Here is a 19,041-nt window from a genome sequence, read left to right on the forward strand (position 1 = left end):
AGCGCATTGCCCATCCGCGGTGAAAGCGGCGCACGTTTGATGTATCGGCTGCACCAACATCGGGCGTCGTCCTTGGTTGCCAGCAAACGTTTCCTTGGGTAGACGCGCGAAAACATCGGCGCAACGCTTTGAGCCGATGCGTCGTTGCTTGCGATTTTCTTGGCATGAATGTGGCGCGGACAACATAGCCATTACCGGTTATTACGGAGAATCCGTCTCGTCGTACAAATAAAAACGAAGCGTTTAAAACAGACCGTCTGAAGGCAGCACCATAGCGGCCAAAGACATACGGGGAAGTCATGCAGCGTGAGAAGAACAACGCGCCTGTCAAAGGGCGGGTCATCGCAGTGTGCATCGGGGTTTCGATCGTCGCGATCAATGCGAATGCGCAGGATGCGGAAACGCAGCCGGCCGCGCACGTGAACACGGCGTCTCAGGCTCAACCGCTCATCTCGCTGCCCAGCACGCCGACGCCCGGTCCGGTCGGCAACACCGGCGAATTGCCGGCCGCCAATGGCGCGCCTCTCACGCCGCGCGGCACGGTGAATGCCGCATCGTCGCTCGACAAGAGCGCCACCCTCGCCGGCACGGCACGCTCGCGCACCGTCGATATCGAAGGCAAGCAAGCGCTCGACGATACGCTCGGCGGCGTGGTCACGACCGACACGGTGACGCTCGCGGGGCAGGACTTCTACACCTGGTTCGCGCAGGCTTGGGGCGCCATCCCGCTGTCCGAGCGCTACATCGTTTCGGTGCACGAGCGGCCGTCGCCGCGCTACGGCAGTCTCGTGTGGGTGGAGTACGGCCAGCGTCGCGTGTTCCAGGCGTTCCTGCCGATTGCGCGCTCGAACGTGAAGCCGATTGCCGAAGGCGCGGCGCAGATCGCCTTTCAGAACGTGATGCAGGCGGACCTGACCCGTCTGCTGTTCCGCGACGCCGACATGGCGATGGACGAACTATAAAAAAATCGCATCATAAGAAAATCGATGCAGTAAGGCCAAAAAATACGGGGAAACCGCAATGAAAACGAATGCGCTCTTGAAACGCGCGTTGCTCGCTTGCGCGCTTGCGATGCCGGTTATCGCCGCGCAAGCCACTTCGCTTGTGTATGAACCGGTGAATCCGAACTTCGGCGGCAATCCGCTGAACGGGACGAATCTGCTCAACGAGGCGAACGCGCAGAACAAGTACAAGGATCCGTCGACGGAGAACCTCGGTACGAGCAGCCAGTCCACGCTCGACCAGTTCAACACGCAATTGCAGCAGGCGATTCTGTCGCGCGTCGCGTCGTCGATATCGAGCTCGATCGTCGGCACGGACGGCACGCTGCATCCCGGCACGATCAACACGGGCAACTTCTCGATTGCGATCACGCAAGTTACCGGCGGCAATCTGCAAGTGACGACGACCGACAAGACCACGGGCGCCTCGACGACCTTCGTCGTCGGCAACGGACAGTAACGCGAGCGCGCATACGACATGAACAAAGAAGCTATCACGACACTGGCGACGCGCGCGGCACTGGGCGCCACGCTCCTTGCAACGATGCTGTTGACCGGCTGCGTCACGACGCCGATGCCTTCGGCGGGCAACGCGACGCTCACGCCGCCGACGCGCGTGACGCGCGACCTCACGCACCTGCCGCCGCCGAAAGGGCGCATCGTCGCGGCCGTGTACGGTTTTCGCGATCTGACGGGCCAGTACAAGCCGTCGCCGGACAGCTCGTTCTCGTCGCAGGTGACGCAGGGCGGCGCTTCGTTTCTCGTGAAGGCGATGCGCGATTCCGGCTGGTTCACGCCCGTCGAGCGCGAAAACCTTCAGGACCTCCTGACCGAACGCAAGATCATGCGCGCGCTGGAAACGCCGGACGATAAAAAGAACGCGATACCGCAGATCGGCGCGCTCGCACCGGCGAGCATCGTGCTGGAAGGCGGCATCGTCGGTTACGACACGAACATTCGCACGGGCGGCGCGGGCATCGCGTATCTGGGTATTTCGGCATCCCAACAATATCGCGTGGATCAAGTGACGGTGAACCTGCGCGCCGTGGATATCCGCAACGGCACGATACTCAACAGCGTGTCGACGACCAAGACCATCTATTCGATTCAGGTCGATACCGGCGTGTATCGCTTCATCGGCTTCAAGGATCTGTTGCAGGCCGAAGCCGGCATGACGCGCAACGAGCCGCAGCAGCTGTGCGTGAACGAAGCGATCGAATCGGCGCTCGTGCATCTGATCGTGCAAGGCGTCGCGAACCAGTCGTGGGCGCTCAGGGACACGAAGGACTGGTACGACCCGACGATGCAGCGATATCTGCAGGAAAACCAGGGCTACGCGCAGACGATGGAAGACGTGAACCCGTCGTATAGCCCGGTGAGAATCGATCCGCCGAAGACCATCGGCAGTTAATCAGTCTCAGCGAAGGAGATCAGCATGAAAGCATCGCGTGCGCCAATGCGCGCATCGAAGGTCGCTGTGTGCGCGGCGCTCGGCGCGGTCGTCTCGCTCGCGGTGTATGCGGCGGACCTGTCGTCGGTCTCGGATTTCGGTCCGCCGGAACCGGGCTTCGGCGGCGCGACGCAAGTCGCTCGCGTGTCGCAACACGGCCAGGGTAATCGTCTCGACGCGATTCAGGCCGGACATAACGGCTTGATGGCCAATCAGATCGGCATCGCGAACGCGGCGGCGACGGCGCAGGCCGGCAACGACAACTGGACCGTGCTTCAGCAAAGCGGCGCCGCCAATCTTTACGCCGGATATCAGTCGGGTCAGTACAACCGGTCGATCGCGATGCAGAACGGCAGCGGTAACGAAGCAACGGTCACGCAGGTCGGGAATTCGATGTCGTCGTCGGTGACGCAGCTTGGCAACAACAACGAGATTTCGATCTTGCAGAGCAGGAACGGTTCAGGATTATCGGTTACGCAGACGGGCGGCGCCCGGGCTGCGGTTCTGATGAAGTAGGCAGGCGAGGAGACCACGCAGTACAGGTAGGTGTGTGAGTGTGCAGGGCCGGGCGTCAGCGGGGGTTGACGTCCGTTAGGGTTACGAATCTACGTGCAAAAAACATCAAGTCAACGAGGCATAAAAATGAAAGTGAAGGCAATCATCATCGCTATGGGTCTGGCAGCATTGGCATCGACGTCGGCTTTTGCAGCGTCGGTCGGCGAAGGCGCGATCGTCGAGCAGTATGGCAACGGCAACACTGCTGGCGTGACGCAGACGGCGTCCAGCCATGACCGCGTGAAGGTCCAGCAGAACGGCGACGGTTCGAGCGCGACCGTTACTTCGAGCAACGGCGGCGCCAACGTGACCGACATCCAGCAAAACGCGGCACGCGTTTCGGGCGAATCGAAGCTGAGCGCGACGCTCACGCAGCAGCAGGCGATCGGTGAAAAGACCACCATCAAGCAAACGGGCAGCAACAGCACGGTGAACGTGACGCAGACGGCTTCGTCGTACGACAAGGACACGGTCACGCAATTCGGCAAGAACGACTCGGCGACCATCAATCGCACCGGCTCGAGCTGGAACACGGTCAACATCGATCAAGGCACCGGCAAGACGGCAGGCGTGAGCGACGGCGCAAAAGCGACGGTCACGCAGACGACCACGATCGGCAACCGCGTCGACATCCTGCAAGGCAACAAGAACGGCATCGCGACGGTGACGCAGACGAATGGCGGCTACAACTCGGCTCGCATCGATCAGATCGGCGATCATAACGACGGCAAGATCGAGCAGGTTTCGGAAATCGGCGACAACGTGTCGATCAGGCAGGCCGACTTCGCCCGCGCGCAAGTGCATTCGGAAAACGGCGGCGGCAACACGACCACCATCGACCAGAGCGGCGCAGGCGCACCGCACTATGCGCAGGTGACGCAAGGCAACGCGACCAACGAAACGACGACGATCCTGCAAACCGGCTCGGCCTACAACACGGCATACGTCGATCAGTATCGCGAAGCCAACGATCACACGTATGTCGTTCAGGCGGGCGATCGCAACACGGCGGCCGTTCATCAGACGGATGGCGGCAGCAACCTGGCAGCCGCGGTGCAGGTCGGTTCGAACAACAACATGGATCTGACGCAACAAGGCGCGTTCGAATCGACGCTGCTGGCCGGTCAGGGCGGCGGCTTCAACGAAGCGAAGGGCAAGCAGTCGGGCTCGCACGAAGACATGACGCTGACGCAAGTCGGCTACTTCAACTCCGCGGATGCTTCGCAAACCGGTGCGTATAACACGGCTTCGATCGTCCAGATCGGCAACGCCAACTACGGCTCGGTGACTCAGAGCGGTATCGGCAATGCGGCTGCGATCACGCAGGGCGGTTCGTTCAACAAGGCTGTCGTCGTTCAGAAGTAAGGAACGCGGCGCAACGAATGGCGGTATGGCGGGCGGCGAGCGGTTCGAAAGTACCGCTCGCCGCTGTTTCATTCAAGCGATGTCGCGAATTGGCCGATCGGTGCCATCGGCCGTACACGAGCCCAAAATTCTAGCCCGGCAATTCACGAGGAAGCTGACTGTATTCCGCCTGTTTCGATCTCGGCACCACTGACTTTTTGTCAAGTAATCATGTCGCTCATCCGAGGCGACAATAGATGCGTCGGCACTTGTGCGCCACGCAGGCGCTCGCCCGTTTCGCAGTCGAGACGCATCAGCGTCACAGCACAATCGCAAGGGGTCAAACGATGCTCACCTGCTTCGCAGTAAGCCATACCGATGACGACCAGCTCGTTCAATCCGCCGAGCACGAGATTCTTCAGGCGATTGCCGACGAAGCCGAAGTAAGTTTCGAGCCGGGCTTTGCGGGCAAGAGCTACCTGGACGTTCCGACCAATGCGGACGCACGCGAGGCAATGACTGCACGCCTGGAACAGAACGATATGTCCTTCAGCGTGGTTACGCGCATCGCTTATTAGGCGTGGATCACGAAGCGGGATGCGATCGCGGACATGCCGTCGACGCGCTGAACGTTCGTCTTGCGATGTGGCCCAGCACGCGCTCACGTGCGCAACGACCTCAACCCCGCACGCACTTCCCCGGCGAACAGGTCCGGCTGTTCCCACGCCGCGAAGTGTCCGCCCTTGTCGAGCCGGTTGTACCAGATGAGGTTGTGATAAGCGCGCTCCGTCCAGCTTCGCGGCGCCTGATAGTTCTCGCGCGGGAACACGCTCACGGCCGCGGGAACCGATACGTCGGCGGCCGCAAGGAAGTTGAAGTGCGATTCCCAGTAGAAGCGCGCGGACGAGACACCCGTGTTCGTCAGCCAGTAGAGCGTGATGTCGTCGAGAATATCGTCTCGCGTCATCGCCCCTGATGATTCGCCGTTGACGTCGCGCGCGAACACCGCCGAAGTCAGCGCCGCCGCAGGCTGCACGTAGCCGTCGCCATGATCGAGCAGCCATGCGGCAAGACCTGTCGGCGAATCCGCGATGCCGTAGAGCGTTTGCGGGCGCGTGCCCATTTCCAGCGCGTACGCCCGGCGTTTTCTTGCGGCGCTGGCAAGCTGCTCGTACGCGTGCTTTTCTTCATCGTTGAGGCCCGCAGGTGGCGGATCGCCTGCCTGCAGCGCTTTGGCGATATCGGCGGGAACGGAGCAGATCGGTGAGTTGCGCTTCGGGAACATGCACGCGAAGCGGACGAATCGCTTCCTTGTCGATATTCGCGGTCTTCGCGACTGAGACGATCGATGAGTTCGGTTCAGCAAACGCGAGCTTGTTCAGCGATGCCGCTGCGATACCGGCCGCCGCAACCTCGACGAAGCGGCGGCGCGACGGCGACTTGGGAAGCGTCTTGTTATATGACATGAGAACTCCTGATGAAGGCAAAGCTATTTCGGCGGCCGACTCCGTCACGCGTACTGCGCTTCGAACACGATCGTTCGGCTCGGATCGCGTTGCATACGTAATACGTCGAATCCCGCTGCTGGCGCGGCTCACTGCTGCGCGATGGACGTATTGAAGCGCGCCGACGTATCCCGTGCGTGTCGAAATCGAGGCGTTGTGTAATCGCGCGTATCCGCAGCCGCCGCCGATACGTTGCGATACAAGGTGGCGGCAGTCGTCGACTTGGTTGAGCGTGTCAGCTCTCCGGGTCGTACCCGAACTCGCGGAGTTCCTGCGCACAGCGGCAGGCTTTGGCGATGTCAGCGGCCCATTGGACGGCCGCTTCGCGCGATGGAAGTTCCAGCACACAGAAGCCGCCGTCGAACTCTTTCGTCTGCGGATACGTCCCGTTCGTGACGGTGCCGTCGGCGGCGACCATCTGCGGCGTCACGTTCCCATTGATACCGCCGCCGAACACATAGACGCCCGCTTCCTTCGCCTCTCTGATGACCGCGCGTGCCGCTTCGCCGACCGCGTCGATGTCTTCATCGGAGACGTGCATCGCCGATGCAGGGAAGGAGATTAGGTACTTCGTCATCGTTCGATCCTCCGGGTGTGAGTCGGCCTCCCGCGTCGAAAGGCCACTGGAACGGCGCGAAAAAAGAATAAAAATCGCATCGAAAGATTACTAGGCTTTCAATCGGGCCGAGCGAACGCGTCTTACCTAAGGTGCCGATAAAAACGCGCGCTGCAAGGTAAGCGGACGATCTTCGCAATGCGGCCCTCAAAAAACCGTTGCGCCCATTCTGACGAAGAACGCGACTCATGGGCGCCGTATCACGGCGCGTCCCTTCGATCGAGGCTGTATTTCTTCGGCATCCCGATCACTGCGAGCTGACCTGATAGCGCGCAGACGACGAGCGTGTTCAACACGCGCTTCCTGAAGACCCCTTACTCAATGGCCTTCCAGGAAATCCCTATCTCTTCAAAGGAGGTTGAAATGGCCGGTGATATCAACATTCGTGAACGTGTCGTGATCTTGCCCGAGACAGGCGCATTCGCCGAGGCGCGGCGTCATCCCGAATCCACATCGAGCCGCCGTGTCGTGCATGTCTACGGTTCGCGCGTGATCGTGATGGAGGAATCGGCGGAACCCGCCGCAAAGGCGCTGGCGTACGAATCGCTGCAGGCATCCGCGATGGTGGTCGACTCGCTGTCGGCGACGGAGCAGTTGGGCTACAACGCGTTCGCCTTGCGCGAATCGAGCGCGTATCGGACCGCGAAGTCATCGCGTCCGCGCGAGGGCGAGTCGTGGGATTCCAGCGAGGAAATGCAGTATTCGTGTACGCCGCCCGAAGACTCCAGGGAGCGCGCCGAAAGGGCGATGGCGCAGGCGGGCGCGCCGACGAGCCAGCGTCTGACCGGCTCGGTCGCGGTGGGAATCGTGATCGTGGAAGGACCGAACGACAATCTCAAGTTTTCGCAGGACGAGCGTACGAAGGTCGTCGCCGAAGTGCAGAACGGACTGAGCTGGCTGGCGACGCAAAACCCGGAAGGCTTGACCTTCAAGTACGACATCAAGATCGTCGCGGTGGAGGTGCAGCCCGGCGCGGACACGCTGACTTTCGATGAAAAAGAGACGCTGTGGCGCGATCCCGCGATGACGCAGCTCGGCTACGGCACGGGCATGGGCGCGGTGACGGCGTACATCGAAAAGCTGCGCACCGATCTCGGCACCGACTGGACATATTGCGGCTTCTTCACCAAGTATCCGCTCGGGCATTTTGCTTATGCGTCGATCGGCGGCCCGCGTCTCGTGATGAACTACGACAACGATGGATGGGGCCCCGACAACATCGACCGCGTATTCGCGCACGAAAGCGGGCACATTTTCGGCGCGCCGGACGAATACGCGGCGAGCGGCTGCAACTGCGGCGGATCGTGGGGCGTGTACTTCAAACCGAACGCCAACTGCGCGAATTGCGCGCCAGGGGGCGGCGTCGATTGTCTGATGAAGGGCAACACCTGGAACATGTGCGTGCACACGCCGTTCCATCTCGGCTTTCCGCTCGTTACACAGACCTACACCGGCGTATGGCGGCAGGGCAACGACGCGCACTATCTGTGGGTCAACGCATCGTGGAACAGTTTCGTCGCGAAATGGCAGCAACTCGCGGAGCAGAATCTGCGTCTCGCCGATCTCAAGATCACGCGCGAGAACGGTTCCGAGCGATTCCACGGCGTCTGGCGCGAGGGCACGGGCGGCTATTACCTTTGGGTCAACGCGAATCAGGCGGACTTCATCACCAAATGGCAGGAGCTGGGCGCCCAGGGGTTGAGGCTCGTCGATCTCGAAGTGCAGAACGTCAACGGCACGCTGCTGTATTCGGGCGTCTGGCTGCCCGGCGACGATGGCTACTATCTCTGGATCAACGCCGACTGGAACAGCTTTGTCGCGAAGTGGCAGCAGCTCGCGGATCAGAACCTTCGTCTCATCGATCTCAAGATCGTCGACGTGGGCAGCGAGCAGCGCTTCTTCGGCGTGTGGCGGCAGGGCACGGGCGGTCATTATCTCTGGGTCAATGCGGACTGGAACAACTTCGTCGCGAAGTGGCAGGAGCTCGCCCAGCAGAATCTGCGTCTCGTCGATATCGAGATCACGCAGTCCGCGCAAGGTCAGCGCTTCTCGGGCGTCTGGCTGCCCGGCGCGGATGCGTACTACCTGTGGTCCGGCGCCGACTGGCAGCACTTCGTCGCGAAATGGGAAGAGGTATCGGCGCAAGGCATGCGGCTCGTCGATCTCGACGTAGTGCCGGGCTCCGGCGCGCAGAGTCCGACGCCATCATCGGTCGCGGCTTCTTACGGCGGCATGGCGAGCGCATCGGCATCGGCGTTCGATTCTTACGAGGATGGCAAGGGCGGTCCCGGCGCAGCCACGCTGGCAGGGGAAGCGGGCTATGGAATGGGGAGCGTGAACGGCGAGGGCACGGCGGTATCGGCCCCGGATTCGGGCAGGCTCGCGGGCGTCGGCGGCGGTTCGTCGAACGGCGGCGGCCTCGCGTCGACTTCGACCGCGACCCGCACCCCTACCGCCGGCGGCGGCAACGCGTTCGGCGGCGGATACTTCGGCGGCAGTCCGCAACCCGGCGATGCGCCCGCGCCGCAACCGGAACTCACGATGGAAGCACTCGGAGGCGGATCGGTTTCCTGAGCGCGATGGGCTAGGGGTCCACGCGGCCGATGCGTCACCGCTTCGGATCGGGCGGTTGCATCGGCGGCGTGTCCCAGTCGAGCTGATCGCCACGGCGCGTCTTGACCTGGCCGAGCCGCGACATCCATGCATCGACGAAAAGCGCTTCGGTATCGTCGAGCCCGTTCGACTGCTTCACCGACGATTCCGCGTGCGTCAGCACGCTGGCGACGCCGTGCATCGACGCAATGCGTGGAACGGCCGAAGCATCCGCGGTGCTCACGTATACGCGGTTCGAGATGGATTGCGTCGGCGGGGCGGCGCGCATGACGGCATCGCGCTCGGCGGCCGATATGGATAGCTGGAGAATGACGAGGACTTCGACCATGACACGTTGCTCCCGCGCGCGATGCGCGTAGCCAAGTGTAGGGCTGGCCGCATCCGGTCGCAACGCAGCGGCATGGATACTCGCGATGCTGCCCGACGAACTTATGGGCTGTGATGGCGGATTTTGTCCGCAAAGATGACGCGTAATGCTCTTTCCTGTGCGGTTGACGGGGCATTATGATGATTGCACGTTCAATCATCGAGGCCAAAAATGACCGCCGACCAACGCCGTTCCGCTCTCGTCATCATCGACGTTCAGGAATCGTTTCGCCACATGCCCGACTGGTCCGACACGGATCTGCCGGCTTTCAAGGAAGCCGTACTGCGCCTCGACCGCGGCGCGCGCGAAGCCGGCGTTCCGGTGGTTCATATCTTCCATGTCGGCAAGGCCGGACCGTTCAAGAAGGAATCGGGCTTTGTGAAGCCGCTGGACTGGTTGCCCGCTTCGCCCGATGTCGTCTTCGAGAAACACACGCACAACGCGTTCACCGATACCGGCCTGGACCTGTGGCTGCGCCGGCGCCAGATCGATCATCTGGTGATCGCGGGCATCCGCACCGAACAGTGCTGCGAGACGACGACGCGAGTCGCCTCGGACATCGGCTATGCCGTCGACTACGTGACCGAGGCTACCCTCACGTTTCCGATGACTCACGCCATCAGCGGCCGCGTCTACTCGACGTCCGAGATCAAGGCGCATACGGAACTCGTGCTGCAGGGACGCTTCGCGCGCATCGCCACAACCGACGACGCGCTCGCTGCGTGGCGCACGGCAAAAGCCGCATGATTCCGCCGATATCCGTATGGTTCGTGCTGACGCCGCCCGTGCTGATGCTCGACTATGCCGGCCCGGCCGAGGCGATGCGAATGGCGGCCGAAGCCGGCGGGCCTTTCGCGCTGCATCACTGCGGCCCGCTCGAGCGCGCGGCGACGTCGCTCGGCACCTTCATCGACGGTATCGAACCGTTGCCCGACAGGCTGCCGCGGAACAGTCTCGTCATGGTCGTCGGCAGCACGGAGTCGCCGGAGCCGGGCACGAACGCGCCGTTCGATACGGTCGCGCAGTGGCTTCGATGCGCCCCGGCCGAAGACACGCGCATCGCCAGCATCTGTTCCGGCGCGCTCCTGCTTGCGCGCGCGGGGCTGCTTGCGGGACGGCGCTGCACCACGCACTTCGGACTCGTCGATGAACTCGCGCGCGCGGAACCGACGGCGCGCGTGCAATACGACTGCCTGTTCGTCGATGACGGCGACGTGCTGACGAGCGCCGGAATCACCGCGGGTATCGACCTGTCGCTGTATCTGATCGAGCACTATGCGGGAGCCGAGCGCGCCGCCGATATCGCACGCCGTCAGGTGGTCTATCAGCGCCGTGCAGGCGACGACGTGCAGCTTTCGCCGTGGCTTGCGCATCGGAATCACATGCATCCGGCGGTGCATCGCGCGCAGGATGCCATCGCGCAAAACCCTGCGCGCGACTGGAGCGTCGCCGAACTCGCGCGTGCCGCGCATGTGAGCCAGCGGCATCTGAGCCGCCTGTTTGCGGAGCACGCGGGCGTCACCGTACTGGAGTATCAGCAGAGTCTGCGGGTGGCGAGCGCGCAGCGCTTGCTCGCTCAGTCGGACTACAACATCGAGCGCGTGGCGGAGGAGTCCGGTTTCGCATCCGTCCGGGATTTTCGGCGCGTGTGGCGGCGGTATCACGACGTGTCGCCCGCGCGGTTTCGCAGCGGTTCGGAGCTCGAATCTTCTGTCGACTGAACGCATCGGAACCCGCCGCCGGGCATATCTCGCCGCTTCCAGCCTGCCGTTTTGCCGCTGTCCACAGTCGGAATCTGGCAAGCATGGAGCCGGGGCTGCACCTCGACTATCGCGTCGTCCACCGCAGGGGCGGCCCCGGCATCGCGTTTCACGATGGTGCCTTGCCGAAATAGCACGTACAACGCAGTGCGTCTGGCGCATGATGCTCTCACAACACCGACCCGCCGAGCGTACGCAAGCGTTCGCAAACGGCGCATTCACGGAGTGAGACGAAGCGATGCAACTCGAACAAGGAGCGGGTCGCCCGCGCACGCTTTACGACAAGATCTGGGACCGTCACCGGGTCATGTCGCGTGACGACGGACAGGATCTGTTGTTCATCGACCGCCATTTCATTCACGACGTCACCGCGCAGTCCTTCGATCTGTTGCGTCAGCGCGGCCTGACGCCACGCTCCCCCGAGCGCATCTTCGGCACGGCGGATCACTACGTTTCCAGCGTCGCAAACGACCTGTCCGCGGTGGCCGACCCGGAGCGGCGCGGCATGATTCAGGCGCTTCAGCGCGACGCCGCCGAGTCTCGGATCACGCTGTTCGACATGGACGATTCCCGTCGCGGCATCGTTCACGTGGTCGGGCCCGAGCAAGGGTTGAGCTTGCCCGGCATGACCGTCGTCTGCGCCGACAGCCACACATCGACACATGGGGCGATGGGCGCGCTTGCTTTCGGAATCGGCGCGACCGAGGTGGCTCACGTGCTCGCCACGCAATGCCTGTGGCAACGCAAGTCGGGCAACATGCGCGTCACACTCGATGGCAGGCCGGGCACGGGCGTCACCGCCAAGGACCTGATTCTCGCCGTGATCGCCCGGATCGGCGTGGCCGGCGCCGTGGGCCACGTCATCGAGTACGCGGGCTCCGCGATCTCCGGCCTGTCGATGGAAGGCCGGCTGACGCTCTGCAACATGACCATCGAAGCTGGCGGGCGAGCAGGCATGATCGCACCGGACGAAACCACGTTCGCGTACATCGCGGGGCGTCCCTACGCACCCGATGGCGATGCGTGGGACCGCGCGATGTCGCAATGGCGCGACTTGTTCACCGATCCCGGCGCGCCCTTCGATCGGGAAATACACATCGACGTCTCGGACATCGCCCCGATGGTCACGTGGGGCACGACGCCCGAATACGCCTGCGGCATCGACGGACGCGTTCCCGATCCCGCGCGACAAGCCGACCCGGATCGACGCGCGGCGATGTCGAAAGCGCTGAACTACATGGGGTTGCCTCCGAACGCGGCGCTGGAAGGCGTGGCGATCGACAGGGTGTTCATCGGATCGTGCACGAACGGGCGCATAGAGGATTTGCGCAGCGCGGCGGAGGTGGCGCGCGGCCGTCGCATCGCATCTCGCGTCGAGGCGTGGGTCGTGCCGGGCTCGCACGAGGTACGGGCTCAGGCCGAGGCGGAAGGACTGGACCGCGTGTTCAAGGAAGCCGGTTTTCAGTGGCGTTATCCCGGCTGCTCGATGTGCCTTGCAACCAACGGCGATATCGCCGCGCCCGGGCAGCGTTGCGCTTCCACTTCGAATCGCAATTTCGTGGGCCGTCAGGGACCTGGGGTGCGCACGCATCTGATGAGTCCGGCCATGGCTGCTGCCGCTGCCGTGACAGGGCGTCTGACCGATGTGCGCCGTCTCCTGGAAGCATGAAATGGAAAGCCTGATTCACCTCGATGCGGTCGCCGTCCCGATCGCCGGCATCGATTGCGACACGGACCAGATCCTGCCCGCGCGCTTCCTGCAAAAACCCCGCTCCGACGATTTCGGCCAGTTCCTCTTTCGTGCGCTGCGCTTCGGTCCGGATGGCGCCGAGAAGCCTGAGTTCGTGCTCAACCAGGCGTCGTTTCGCGAGGCGCGCATCGTGGTGGCGAACCACAATTTCGGTTGCGGCTCTTCGCGGGAGCACGCGGTCTGGGCGCTGTATGACTACGGAATCCGGGCGGTGATCGCCCCGAGCTTCGGCGATATCTTCTTCATCAACTGCCTGAAGAACGGGCTGCTTCCGATCGTGCTGCCGGAGAGCGTCGTGCTTCCGCTCCTGGAAAGCCTCGGCGGCAGGGCAGTCAGCCGGATCTCCATTGACGTGCCCGCGCAGACCGTGACGTTACCCGATGGCGCTTCGCATCCTTTCGATATGGAGCCCTTCGCGAAGGAATGCCTGCTGCGCGGCATGGACGAGATCGATTACACGCTTTCGCATCGAGACCGCATCGATGCATTCGAGCGCAATCGTGCCGATGCCTATTGAGGCGCGCGCTTTCCAAAACGACCTGGAGGAGTTCAGATGAAGATTGCAGTCATGCCCGGTGATGGCATCGGTCCGGAAGTAGTGGCGCAGGCGCTCAAGGTGCTGCAAGTCGTGGCGCCCCATGCAGAGACCCAGGAGGCGCATATCGGCGAGGCCGGCATCCGGGCGCACGGCGTACCCCTTCCGCAGCCCACGCTCGACGTGGCGCGCAAGGCCGACGCCATCCTGTTCGGTGCGGTAGGCGTCGCGGACGAAGCAGGGATACCCCGCGAGCGTCGTCCCGGAACGGGTCTCCTGCAGTTGCGCGAAGCGCTCACGCTGTACGCGAACTTCCGTCCGGCCTATATGTTCCCGGAACTGATCGGCGCTTCGACCTTGCGGCCGGAAGTCGTCGATGGACTCGACATCGTGATCGTTCGCGAGCTGAACGGCGATGCCTATTTCGGTCAGCCGCGCGGCTTCGAGACCAACGAGGCAGGCGAGCGCGTCGGCTTCAACACGATGCGCTATTCGGAATCGGAAGTCGAACGCGTCGCGCACGCGGCTTTCCGCGCCGCTCGTCGACGTCACCACAAGCTGTGCTCGGTGGACAAGGCCAACGTGCTGGAGGCGAGTCAATTGTGGCGCGAAACTGTCACGCGCGTCGGGCGGGACTATCCGGACGTCGAACTGAGCCATCTCTTCGTCGACGCCGCCGCCATGATGCTGATGCGCCGGCCCAAGCAGTTCGATGTCATCGTCACGGGCAACTTGTTCGGCGATATTCTGTCGGACGCCGCGGCCATGCTGACCGGATCGATCGGCATGCTGCCGTCGGCTTCGCTGGGCTACGACCGCAAAGGGCTGTACGAGCCCGTGCATGGGTCGGCGCCGGACATTGCAGGCAAGGACATCGCCAATCCGCTTGCTGCCATCCTGTCGCTCGCGATGATGCTGCGCGAGAGCTTCGAGATGGAAGACGCCGCCGAGCGCGTCGAACAGGCCGTGCGGGCCGTGCTGTCCGCCGGCTACAGAACCGCCGATATCCATCAGGAAGGTACGCAAAGCGTCGGCACCCGTGACATGGGCGATGCAGTGGTCGAAGCCTTGCAGAAAGAAGTCGTTTAGGGCGGATCGCGGCCTGGACCGGCTGGCAGCGCGGCGTCACGATCACGCAAGGCCAGCCTTGCAGGGCAGTTTTCGCACCCACATCCCTTGAAAGGGAGGAGACAACCATGAAGCTGAAACTCGCAGTTGCACTGTGCGCAGCCGTGGGACTCGTTTGCGCATCGGCCACGGCAGTGGCGAAGGACACGCCTGAGAAGCCCGAGCTGCATATCGCGGCGGCGTCGACGGGCATCACATACCTGCCGATGCTCGTCGCCAAGCAGCGCGGCTATTTCAAGGACGAGGGGCTCGACGTAACCATCGCCGCATTCTCGGGCGGCTCGAAGACGCTGGAGGCCTTGTTGGGCGGCAGCTCCGATATGGTGGCGGGCGCGTACTCGAACACGATCACCATGGCGACGAAGGGTCAGCACCTCGTCGTGGTGGCCGCACAAGTGATTTGCCCGGGATGGATCTTCGGCGTATCGCAGAAACACGAGACCGACGTCAAGTCGCCCAAGGATTTGAAGGGCATGCGAATCGGCGTGAGCGCGCCAGGCTCCAGCACGCACATGGCGGTCAACTACATCCTGCACAAGGCGGGGCTGCAGCCTTCGGACGTATCGATCATCGGGGTGGGGCAGGCGGCCGGCGCCGTTGCGGCGGTGCGTGCGGGGCAAATCGATGCGCTTATCGTCAACGATCCCAGTGCCACGATCCTGACGAAAGACGGCAGCCTGAGACCGCTCGAGAACATGCGTACTGCGGACGGCAACGTGAAGGTGTTCGGGGCGGACTATCCCGAGTCGAGCGTATTCGCGACGCAGGACTTCATCGACAAGAATCCGAAGACGGTTCAGGCAGTCGCCAATGCGATCGTGCGCGCGGAAAAGTGGATCGCCACGGCGACGCCGCAACAGGTCGCCGACAACGTGCCGCCGCAGTTTCTGGGCGACAACAAGGCGCTCTACGCCGAGGCCTTCACGAACAGCCGACGCTGCATCGCGCAGAACGGGGAAATCACGGCCAAGGGCGCCCAAACGGTGCATGAAGTGCTTGCGGCCTTCGACCCGGCGGTGGCCTCGGCCAAGATCGACCTCGCCACGACCTACGACAATCGATTTGTCAGAAAGGCGGCAGAGGTCCAGCCATGAGCACCGCCGCGTATAGCGTCCCGCTCGACAGCGGACCGGCGGAAGCGCGCGAAGCGTTACGCTTCGACAACGTGACCTGCACTTTTGCCGGCAACGGCAAGAGAGCGCAGACCTACACCGCGGTTTCCGGCGGAAGCCTGACGATACGAGACGGCGAGTTCGTCTCGATCGTCGGTCCTACGGGTTGCGGCAAGTCGACACTGTTGAACGTCGCCGCCGGGCTTACCCGGCCTTCGTCGGGCAGCCTGAGCGTGTTCGGCAAGAAACTGACTCACGGTCTCAACACGCAGGCCGCCTACCTGTTCCAGGTCGATGCGCTCATGCCGTGGAAGACCGCCGAAGAGAACATTGCCATCGGCCTGATCTTTCGCGGGATGCCGCGCGAGGAAGCCTTGAGCGTCGCCCGCGGCTGGCTCGAGCGAGTAGGGCTGCAAGGTCATGGGAAGAAATATCCGCATCAGATGTCGGGCGGCATGCGCAAGCGGGCCGGTCTCGCGCAAGCCCTGGCGCTCAATCCCCGCATCATTCTGATGGACGAACCGTTCAGCGCGCTCGATATCCAGACTCGTCATCTGATGGAAAACGAGCTGTTACGGCTGTGGTCGAACGACCGCAAGTCCGTGATGTTCGTGACTCACGATCTCGAAGAGGCGATCTCGCTTTCCGACCGGGTCATCGTGCTATCGGCGGGACCGGGTACACGACCTATCGCTGAGTTCGAGATCGATCTCGAGCGGCCGCGCGAGATGTCGGAGATCCGCATGACGCAGCGTTTCCTTCAACTGCACACCCAGATATGGGACGTGCTTAGAGGCGAGGTTCTGAAAAGCTATGCGCGCAATCGAGTTTAGTCCAGGCAATCGCTTCACCGTTCTGGCGACGCGGCTCGCAATCCTGCTCGGCGTCCTGTTCATCTGGTGGCTCGGCACGTATCAGAAATGGCTGTCGCCGTTCTTCTTCGGCGATCCGGTAGGCGTGGCGCGTCGCATCGTCGAGTGGTTCGTCACGGGCTCGGTGTTTCGCCATCTGTACACGACGCTGCTCGAAACGATGCTTGCGTTCGCAATCGGCACGGTTCTGGGTTTGGGATGCGGTCTCTGGCTTGCCCTTAGCCCGTTTCTGGCGGTCGTGTTCGATCCGTTCATCAAAGCGATGAACTCCATGCCGCGCCTGATTTTCGCGCCGATTTTCGCGCTTTGGTTCGGGCTGGGCATCTGGTCGAAAGTCGCCTTGGGCGTGACGCTCGTCTTCTTCGTGGTCTTTTTCAACGTGTTCCAGGGTGTGCGCGAAGTGAGCCCGACCGTGCTCTCCAATACGCGGATGCTCGGGGCGAACTCGCGTCAACTGATGAGGCATGTGTATCTGCCATCGGCGACGAGCTGGGTGTTTTCGAGCCTGCACAACGCGATCGGCATCGCGTTCGTCGGCAGCGTGGTGGGCGAGTATCTGGGCTCGGAGAAAGGCGTTGGCTATCTGATTCTGCTGGCCGAAGGCGTGTTCGATATCAACTCGGTCATCGCGGGGATTCTGGTGCTGACCGTGTTCGCGCTAGTGCTCGATACGGCCGTATCGATGATCGAAGACTATCTGCTGCGCTGGCGCCCCGTGGCCGGACAGACCGTTGCCGCCAGCGCGTGAATGCGCGATCCAACCTGAAGGGACTAAATTGCAGACGAACACAATCAATCTGGCGGACCGCGTCGCTGTCGTGACGGGCGGCGCCCAAGGCATCGGTCTCGAAGTCGGCCGCCGGCTGCTCGAGTCCGGTGCGCGACTCGTGGTCTGGGACGTGAATCCTGCTGGCATCGAGCAGGCCCGTACTCAACTGCGCCGGCACGACGTTCACTTCGAGCGCGTCGACATTGCCGATTACGCGAGCGTGCAAGCGGCTGTCGCGGCGACGCTGGAATCGATGGGACGTATCGATATCCTCGTCAACAACGCGGCGATCGTCGGCCCGAATGCGCCTCTGATCGACTATCCGATCGATATCTGGAAGCAGGTCATGGAGATCGACGTGAACGGCACGTTCCATTGCTGCCGTGCGGTGGTCCCGGAAATGGTCCGTCAGAACTACGGCCGTATCGTCAATCTCGCTTCGGTCGCCGGCAAGGAAGGCAATCCGAATGCGGCGGCCTACAGCTCGGCGAAGGCCGCGGTCATCGCAATGACGAAGTCGCTGGGAAAGGAGCTGGCACGTCACGACATCGCGGTCAATTGCGTGACACCGGCCGTTGCGCGCACGCCCGGCGCGATGGAGCAGGCGCCCGAGCATATCGAGTACATGCTGGGCAAGATTCCGCGGGGCCGTTTCCTCGAACTGAATGAAGCCGCGGCGATGATCGCGTGGCTCGTCAGCGAAGAAAATTCCTTCACCACCGGAGCGGTTTTCGATCTGTCCGGCGGTCGCGCCACCTACTGAAGCGAGCATACATATGAAGCTGTTGCGCTACGGTTCACCGGGCGAAGAGAAGCCGGGCCTTCTCGATGCCGATGGACATATCCGTGACCTGTCGAACCATGTTGCCGATATCGCCGGCGACGCTCTGCTGCCGGATAGCCTCGCACGCCTGAAAGCGCTGGACATTGCGTCGTTGCCGCGCGTGGAAGGCAATCCGCGTCTGGGCCCCTGCGTGGGCGGCACGCGCAAGTTCATCTGCATCGGCCTGAATTATTCCGACCACGCAGCGGAAACCGGCGCCACGGTGCCGCCGGAGCCGATCATCTTCATGAAGGCCACGAGTGCGATCGTCGGTCCGAACGACTCGATCGAGATTCCGCGCGACTCGCTCAAGACCGACTGGGAAGTCGAGTTGGGCGTGGTCATCGGCACGACGGCCAAGTATGTCGGCGAGGCCGATGCGATGAACCATGTCGCGGGCTATTGCGTCATCAACGATGTGTCCGAGCGCGCGTTTCAGGCGGAGCGTCAGGGCCAATGGACCAAGGGCAAGTCGGCGGATACGTTCGGTCCGACCGGGCCCTGGCTCGTCACCGCGGACGAAATTCCCGACCCGCAGACGCTGCCGATGTGGCTGGAAGTCAACGGACATCGCTATCAGAACGGCAGTACGGTCACCATGGTGTATGGCGTGCGATATCTGGTTTCATACCTGTCGCAGTTCATGTCATTGCAGCCGGGCGACATTATTTCCACGGGCACGCCGCCCGGAGTCGGCCTGGGGCAGAAGCCTCCGGTCTATCTGAAAGCGGGCGATATCGTGACGCTGGGCATCGAGGGCCTCGGGCAGCAGCGCCAGAACGTCGTGCAGGGTTGAACGCTTCGCGGCACGGTCGCGCGAGAAATATTCGACGGAGACAAA

At 62.7% G+C, this 19,041-nt stretch carries 19 protein-coding genes and 1 pseudogene; 17 read left to right on the forward strand and 3 right to left on the reverse strand.

Annotation, left to right across the window (positions count from 1 at the left end):
* Positions 1-299 precede the first annotated feature (299 nt).
* The 6 genes from BG60_RS36230 (at position 300) to BG60_RS02005 (ending at position 4,928) form a co-directional block, all read left to right on the forward strand.
* On the forward strand, positions 300-962 hold the full coding sequence (locus BG60_RS36230) for a CsgE family curli-type amyloid fiber assembly protein (RefSeq protein WP_008346582.1): 663 nt from the start codon (positions 300-302) through the stop codon (positions 960-962).
* 58 nt (positions 963-1,020) lie between these two features.
* Entirely contained in the window at positions 1,021-1,461 is a 441-nt protein-coding gene (locus BG60_RS01985; RefSeq protein ID WP_008346584.1) for a curli assembly protein CsgF, read from the forward strand.
* A gap of 18 nt (positions 1,462-1,479) precedes the next feature.
* Positions 1,480-2,412 (forward strand): CsgG/HfaB family protein, encoded by a 933-nt coding sequence (locus tag BG60_RS01990; protein WP_008346587.1) that lies wholly within the window; start codon positions 1,480-1,482, stop codon positions 2,410-2,412.
* A 24-nt stretch (positions 2,413-2,436) separates the two neighbouring features.
* The gene (locus BG60_RS36235; RefSeq protein ID WP_008346589.1) at positions 2,437-2,967 is read left to right on the forward strand and encodes a hypothetical protein; all 531 of its coding nucleotides are present in this window, start codon (positions 2,437-2,439) and stop codon (positions 2,965-2,967) included.
* A gap of 126 nt (positions 2,968-3,093) precedes the next feature.
* Positions 3,094-4,371, forward strand: a complete 1,278-nt coding sequence (locus BG60_RS02000; protein ID WP_008346592.1) for a curlin associated protein — start codon at positions 3,094-3,096, stop codon at positions 4,369-4,371.
* Between the two features lie 326 nt (positions 4,372-4,697).
* On the forward strand, positions 4,698-4,928 hold the full coding sequence (locus BG60_RS02005) for a hypothetical protein (protein ID WP_144403629.1): 231 nt from the start codon (positions 4,698-4,700) through the stop codon (positions 4,926-4,928).
* 83 nt (positions 4,929-5,011) lie between these two features.
* On the opposite strand, the pseudogene BG60_RS02010 reads toward BG60_RS02005, so the two are convergent.
* Both BG60_RS02010 and BG60_RS02015 read right to left on the reverse strand, forming a co-directional pair.
* Positions 5,012-5,605 (reverse strand): annotated as a pseudogene (locus tag BG60_RS02010) (epoxide hydrolase); the annotation flags it as partial.
* Between the two features lie 485 nt (positions 5,606-6,090).
* On the reverse strand, positions 6,091-6,432 hold the full coding sequence (locus BG60_RS02015) for a YciI family protein (RefSeq protein WP_008346598.1): 342 nt from the start codon (positions 6,430-6,432) through the stop codon (positions 6,091-6,093).
* Positions 6,433-6,834: 402 nt separating this feature from the next.
* Here BG60_RS02015 and BG60_RS39920 point away from each other — a divergent pair, with 402 nt between their 5' ends.
* Positions 6,835-9,045 (forward strand): hypothetical protein, encoded by a 2,211-nt coding sequence (locus BG60_RS39920; protein WP_051996391.1) that lies wholly within the window; start codon positions 6,835-6,837, stop codon positions 9,043-9,045.
* A gap of 34 nt (positions 9,046-9,079) precedes the next feature.
* On the opposite strand, the gene BG60_RS02025 is transcribed toward BG60_RS39920, so the two are convergent.
* Positions 9,080-9,412 carry a hypothetical protein gene (locus BG60_RS02025; RefSeq protein WP_008346602.1) on the reverse strand — a complete coding sequence of 111 codons (333 nt, stop codon included), beginning with the start codon at positions 9,410-9,412 and terminating at the stop codon, positions 9,080-9,082.
* Between the two features lie 210 nt (positions 9,413-9,622).
* On the opposite strand from BG60_RS02025, the gene BG60_RS02030 reads away from it, so the two are divergent.
* The 10 genes from BG60_RS02030 (at position 9,623) to BG60_RS02075 (ending at position 18,996) form a co-directional block, all read left to right on the forward strand.
* Entirely contained in the window at positions 9,623-10,198 is a 576-nt protein-coding gene (locus BG60_RS02030) for an isochorismatase family protein (RefSeq protein ID WP_034470174.1), read from the forward strand.
* Positions 10,195-11,172 (forward strand): GlxA family transcriptional regulator, encoded by a 978-nt coding sequence (locus BG60_RS02035; protein ID WP_008346605.1) that lies wholly within the window; start codon positions 10,195-10,197, stop codon positions 11,170-11,172. The genes BG60_RS02030 and BG60_RS02035 overlap by 4 nt, the downstream gene beginning before the upstream one ends.
* Positions 11,173-11,449: 277 nt before the next feature.
* Positions 11,450-12,880, forward strand: a complete 1,431-nt coding sequence (gene leuC, locus BG60_RS02040; protein WP_008346606.1) for a 3-isopropylmalate dehydratase large subunit — start codon at positions 11,450-11,452, stop codon at positions 12,878-12,880.
* A gap of 1 nt (position 12,881) precedes the next feature.
* On the forward strand, positions 12,882-13,478 hold the full coding sequence (gene leuD / locus BG60_RS02045) for a 3-isopropylmalate dehydratase small subunit (protein ID WP_008346609.1): 597 nt from the start codon (positions 12,882-12,884) through the stop codon (positions 13,476-13,478).
* A 36-nt stretch (positions 13,479-13,514) separates the two neighbouring features.
* On the forward strand, positions 13,515-14,585 hold the full coding sequence (gene leuB, locus BG60_RS02050) for a 3-isopropylmalate dehydrogenase (RefSeq protein WP_008346610.1): 1,071 nt from the start codon (positions 13,515-13,517) through the stop codon (positions 14,583-14,585).
* A gap of 107 nt (positions 14,586-14,692) precedes the next feature.
* Positions 14,693-15,718: an ABC transporter substrate-binding protein gene (locus BG60_RS02055; protein ID WP_008346612.1), complete on the forward strand. Its 1,026-nt coding sequence runs from the start codon at positions 14,693-14,695 to the stop codon at positions 15,716-15,718.
* Positions 15,715-16,569 carry an ABC transporter ATP-binding protein gene (locus tag BG60_RS02060; protein ID WP_008346614.1) on the forward strand — a complete coding sequence of 285 codons (855 nt, stop codon included), beginning with the start codon at positions 15,715-15,717 and terminating at the stop codon, positions 16,567-16,569. Before BG60_RS02055 ends, BG60_RS02060 begins: the two co-directional genes overlap by 4 nt.
* A complete protein-coding gene (locus BG60_RS02065) occupies positions 16,550-17,356 on the forward strand; it encodes an ABC transporter permease (protein WP_008346615.1) in 807 nt (268 codons plus the stop codon). Before BG60_RS02060 ends, BG60_RS02065 begins: the two co-directional genes overlap by 20 nt.
* Before the next feature lie 28 nt (positions 17,357-17,384).
* Positions 17,385-18,140 carry an SDR family NAD(P)-dependent oxidoreductase gene (locus BG60_RS02070; protein ID WP_008346617.1) on the forward strand — a complete coding sequence of 252 codons (756 nt, stop codon included), beginning with the start codon at positions 17,385-17,387 and terminating at the stop codon, positions 18,138-18,140.
* 13 nt (positions 18,141-18,153) lie between these two features.
* Positions 18,154-18,996, forward strand: a complete 843-nt coding sequence (locus BG60_RS02075; RefSeq protein WP_008346620.1) for a fumarylacetoacetate hydrolase family protein — start codon at positions 18,154-18,156, stop codon at positions 18,994-18,996.
* Positions 18,997-19,041 lie beyond the last annotated feature (45 nt).

The sequence above is a fragment of the Caballeronia zhejiangensis genome, assembly GCF_000698575.1.
GTDB lineage: Bacteria > Pseudomonadota > Gammaproteobacteria > Burkholderiales > Burkholderiaceae > Caballeronia > Caballeronia zhejiangensis.